The organism is Humidesulfovibrio sp. (genome assembly GCF_035560995.1).
Taxonomy (GTDB): Bacteria; Desulfobacterota; Desulfovibrionia; order Desulfovibrionales; family Desulfovibrionaceae; genus Humidesulfovibrio.
Window position 1 is genome coordinate 1 of sequence record NZ_DATMYK010000059.1, and the last position, 4724, is coordinate 4724.

General features: G+C 68.5%; 5 protein-coding genes. 1 reads left to right on the forward strand and 4 read right to left on the reverse strand.

Annotated elements, in window-relative coordinates; translation table 11 throughout:
- The 3 genes from VN419_RS02195 to VN419_RS02205 all read right to left on the reverse strand — a co-directional run.
- On the reverse strand, nt 1-269 hold a 269-nt coding region (locus tag VN419_RS02195), incomplete at its 3' end, for a hypothetical protein (RefSeq protein WP_325643975.1).
- On the reverse strand, nt 259-1428 hold the full coding sequence (locus tag VN419_RS02200) for a class I SAM-dependent methyltransferase (RefSeq protein ID WP_325643977.1): 1170 nt from the start codon (nt 1426-1428) through the stop codon (nt 259-261). The genes VN419_RS02200 and VN419_RS02195, both read right to left, overlap by 11 nt.
- A 36-nt stretch (nt 1429-1464) precedes the next feature.
- On the reverse strand, nt 1465-3312 hold the full coding sequence (locus VN419_RS02205; protein ID WP_325643979.1) for a 6-hydroxymethylpterin diphosphokinase MptE-like protein: 1848 nt from the start codon (nt 3310-3312) through the stop codon (nt 1465-1467).
- Between the two features lie 192 nt (nt 3313-3504).
- Here VN419_RS02205 and VN419_RS02210 point away from each other — a divergent pair, with 192 nt between their 5' ends.
- A complete protein-coding gene (locus VN419_RS02210; protein WP_325643981.1) occupies nt 3505-4317 on the forward strand; it encodes a class I SAM-dependent methyltransferase in 813 nt (270 codons plus the stop codon).
- Here VN419_RS02210 and VN419_RS02215 read toward each other — a convergent pair.
- The coding region (locus VN419_RS02215) for an ATP-binding protein (RefSeq protein WP_325643984.1) at nt 4314-4724 on the reverse strand (411 nt) is incomplete at its 5' end. The two genes, VN419_RS02210 and VN419_RS02215, sit on opposite strands and share 4 nt — an antisense overlap.

Here is a 4724-nt window from a genome sequence, read left to right on the forward strand (position 1 = left end):
GTCCAGGGGAACCCCTCGAAGCTGTCGGCCTCGGCCTGGGTGGAGGCGAACACGGCGGACACGCGTCGCAGGCTTTCCGCGTGGTCGCGCGCCAGCCTGCGGCCCAGCCCGCCGCAGCCATACAAAGCCACAGGCTGGCCGCCAGGCTGGGCATCCAGCCAGCGGGCCGCGCAGGCCGCGCGTTCGGCCTCGAAACGCGGGTCCACGGCCAGCAGGGCCAGCAGGGCCGCCCGCTGCGGGAGTGCGAACGGCGGCCCGCTACAAGGCATCGGCCACCTTCCGCGCCAATTCCTCGGCGCTCAGCACCCGCGCGCCTTGCGGCCGGGCGAAGAAATGCGCCAGGGGCGCGAAATCGCTCATGGTGTGGATGCAGTAGTTTTCCGGCCTGGAGGCCGCCTCCCACAGGGGATGGCCTTCAGCCACGAACACGCCCTGGGCCGTGGTGAAGCGCCTGTCGTCGGCGCCGGGGACAAAGGCCGGACAGCCCGCCGGAGAGCGCTGCTCCCAGAAGCCGCGTCCCTTGGGGTGCCCGCCCCAGGCCATGAAGACCGGAGCCAGCCGCGCCTCGCGCAGGGCGGCCAAAAGGTAGTTGCGGTCGCGCTCCGGGGTCTCGAAGCCGAAGCACTGGGCGAAGACGAGCCCGCCAGGGGCCAGCACCCGGTTGAACAGGTCCAGGTAGTCGCGCAGGGCCGGGGCTTCGAACTCCAGCATGGCCGCGTTGCACACGATGAGATCGAAACCCTTGCCGCCCGCGGCCGGGGACTCCGTCCGCGCCAGATCGCCCAGGCGCCACCAGGGGTGGTGCGTGGCGCACGCGGCCGGGAGGGCGGACATGATGGGCAGCGCTGCCGCCGCGGCTTCGAACTCCGCGCCGAAATGGGCGCTTTGGCCCTGGGCTGCCAGCTCCTCGCGGAAACCCGCGCCGAAAAGATGCGCCAGCAGATGGTGTTGCAGCAGGTAGAAGCTCTCCGTGGCCTCCACCGCGGCGTAGCGTTCAAGCTCCGCATGCCGGGCCAAAAACAGCCCCAGGTAGCCACAGCCCGGGCCCACCTCCAGCACGCGGCCAAAGCCGGACGAAAGGGCCTGCATCTTCCGATAGGCCGCCAGCATGGCCGTCACCGTGTCCAGGGGCAGCACGGGCGCGCGGGAGCCGAAGTGCGCCAGCTGGAAGCGCACCACTTCCGCCAGGGCCTGGACAAGCAGCTCCTGCTCGGCTTCGGCCAGTCCGCCCAATTCCTGCTGAATGGCCTCGAAACGGCCTTCCTGCATGGTGTCGAGCAGCATGCCCAGCTCGTCCAGGCAGTCCACGCGCACGGGGAAGCCCACGCGCTGGAACAGGGTGGCCCCGTGGCGCTGGGCCAGGCGCCAGTTGGGCAGCTGGGCCTTGGCGCGGGATTCCTCGCGGCGGTATTGGGCGGGGTCGAGCATCGCTCCTCCTTAAGACTCAAGCCGGGGCGTCCCGGACTATTTGCCGGTCTGGGCGGCCAATTCGCCCAGGCGGACCACTTGCGCGGCCAGCTGCTCCAGCAGCCCGCCGAGCATGCGCCTCGTGTACGCAAAAATGTAGCGCAGACCACGCGCGTATTCCACCGGATCCGGGCTGGTTATCATGACATAGAACTGGGCGTGGTCGAAGTCCTCATAGCGCTGCACAAGATACGTCATGTTGTTCTGGTCGAGCACGTCCAGCGCCTTGCGCCCCTGTTCGAGGAAGGCTTCCGGCGGCAGGTGCTCAAGTCCGTCCAGAAGCCGCAGGTAGGCGCTGTGCAGGGCCGTCTGCACCTGGGCGAAGGCCACGGCCTGCCCCCACAGCGGCGTGTGCTTGCGGGCGGCGTGGGCCTGCTTCAGGGCCTGGGCCAACCGCCCTGTCGGCTCGATGACCGGGGCCTCGTCGAACTCCACGGGCGGCAGGTCGATGATGCTGTCCTTGGACGTGTTCACCACCGGAATGCCGCTTAAGCGGATCTCCTCGCACAGCCAGTGCTTCACATCCAGAAAGTTGAGGCTGGTGTAACGCTGCCGCCCGAAACGGTTGGTCACGGGATAGAGCTGCGGCCAGGCGTTGGTCAGCTCGCGCGACTCCGGCGCGTACCCCAGCCCGGTTTTCCCCGTGACGTAGCTTAAGGACCAGGGATCGTTTGAGGACAGAAGCGCCCCGGCCAGCACCACGCGCGCGCAGCCCATGTGCCGCGCCAGCGAGAAGCCCGTGGTCAGCACCGAGCCGTGCAGCCGCAGGGTGGGCCGGGGCCCGAAGACATCCGGCCGCAGTTCGCTGAACAGGAACTTCTGCGGGAACACGTCGCCGCCTTGGGCCGCCTGCCCCCCGAGGTTGGAGAGGCAATGTCCCACCAGCATCACCGGGCGCAGCGCGGGCAGGCCCTCGAAGGTCTTGGCCACCTGGAGGGAATTGTCGTTGACCACGCAGAAATGCGGCTTGATGCCCGCCGCGACCAGCGGCTTCAGGGCCGAATTCACGGCGATGATCACCGCGCGGTCCTGGTTCTTACGCAAGAAGTCGTACTGCTCGGCCAGGGCGGCCCCGGCCGCGGCCACGATGGCCGTCTCGCCCTGGAACAGGCCGCTCAAGGCCTCGATGTCCGGGCTGTTCGCGTAGGCCGGCAGGTTCTGGTACACATGCACCAGCTGGTCGTAGAACAGCTCCGAGACGATGTCGCGGAAGGGGATGCCGCGCGACCGGGCCTGGCTGCCCAGAGGGTAGATGCGCTCGCGGTAGTACACCGTCTCCACGTACTCGATGATCTCCGCGGCGTAGGCGGCGTCCTGCGCCTGCGCGCCCTCGGGCGCGTAGAACACGGGAAAACCGAGGCGGAAGCCCCCATCGCCCAGCAGGGCGGACAGGGGCGGGTAGAATTCGTGCGGGCGGCCCAGGAACACCAGCGCCTTGTTCACCAGACGCGCCGGGTCCACCTGGGCCAGAAAACGGGCCAGGCGGCGCGGATCGTGTTCAAAGAGCAGCAGCAGCACGCCCTGCTCGTCCAGCAGGCGCTCCACCACGGGAGAGAATTCCGCCCCGATCAAACATATGAAGCGCGTCCTGGTCAGCACTGCGTCCAGGCTGATGGCCGGGTCCAGAGTCGCGAAGACCGGCGGTGCGCCGGGCACCGGCCGCGCATAGAACGACTGTTCGTAGGACCACAGCGGCGTGTGGGCCGAAAACACGTGCCGCACAGCTGGAACCTCGGGCCCCGCCGGGTCCAGGCGCGGGTCGTCCGGTCCGCTCAACAGCACGCCCAGGTCCTTGAGCACCCGGAACCGGGCTCTGGCCTTCACCTCTGTCGCTTCGGCATTCACCTTGCGCAGTCCTCCAAACAACTCATGACATTAGACTCCATCCGCAACTCGCTGTCCACCGGGCGCGCCTTGCGCCGGCCCGGCCATATAGCCTTGGACGAAAGCATCCGATACTATGCGTAGCCGCCACCGGTACATGCATGCACACCGGATGCCAATGCGGGCGGAAAATTCATCCACCAGGAGAGACGCATGGGTGCGAAACTGCAAGAACACATGAATCGGCTTGGCCCCTGGTACCACAAGATCGCCCTGCCCGGCGGGGCGGTGACGCCCGGCCACGACTGGGAACCCCTGTGGGAGAACATCCGCCGGGCCGCAAGCGGCATGGACTACACAGGCCGCCGCGTGCTGGACATCGGCTCCATGGACGGCATGTGGGCCTTCGAGGCCGAGGCCCGGGGCGCGGCCGAGGTGCTCACCGCGGACATCTGCGGCGCGAGTGCCGAGCGGCTGCTCTTCTGCCGCCAGCAGCTCAAAAGCCGCGTGCTCCCCTTTTTCAACATCCAGGTGGAACGGCTGACGGAAAACAAGGCCATCCTCGGCGAGTTCGACATCATCCAGCACCTGGGCGTGCTGTACCACCTGCCCGATCCCTACGTGTCGCTCTCGCAATGCCGGGCCCTCATGCGCCACGGCGGCCTGCTGGCAATGGAGACGGCCTACGTGGCCGGCATGCCCATGTCCTGCATGGTCTTCAACGGAGTGCGACCGGCCGACGCCGACGATGACGACGGAAGCCACTGGTGGCGCATCTACAAGGGCGCGCACCCGCAGTGGGCGCCCAGCCTCTCCTGCCTGCTGGAGATGCTGCTCCTGGCCGGGTTCATCCCCGACACGGCGAGCATCTCCACCATCGCCCAGCCGGACACGGGCGGCGTGAACGCCGACGCGCCCGGCACGCGCTACAAGCGGGGGCGCGTGGCCCTGGCGGCCCGCGCGGCGGAGCGGCAGGAGATCACGAAAGACGTTGTGAACGCGGTGCTTGCGGCCGCAAAACGCTAGGCCAGGGGCAGCTCCACCACGAAGACCGAGCCGTGGGGGCTGGCCGCCTCCACGCGCACCTGGCCCTTGTGGTCGGTGACGATGGAGCGGACGATGGTGAGCCCCAGGCCCGTGCCGGTCTTCTTGCGCGAGAAGTAGGGCTCGAACATGCGCGCGCGCTCCTCCTGGCTGAAGCCTGGGCCGTTGTCGGCCACGCTGATGCGCGCCAGGCCGCGGGCCGGGTCCGCGCTTGCGCGCACGGCCACGGCGCCATCCTCGCGGCCCTCCAGGGCCTCGGCCGCGTTGGTCAGCAGGTTGATGAACACCTTGCGCAGACCCTCGGCGTCAAAAGGCAGACGCGGCAGCTCGGACTCGGCGTCAAGGGTCCAGGCGATGTCGCGATGGGCCGTGGCGAAAGTGCCCACCAC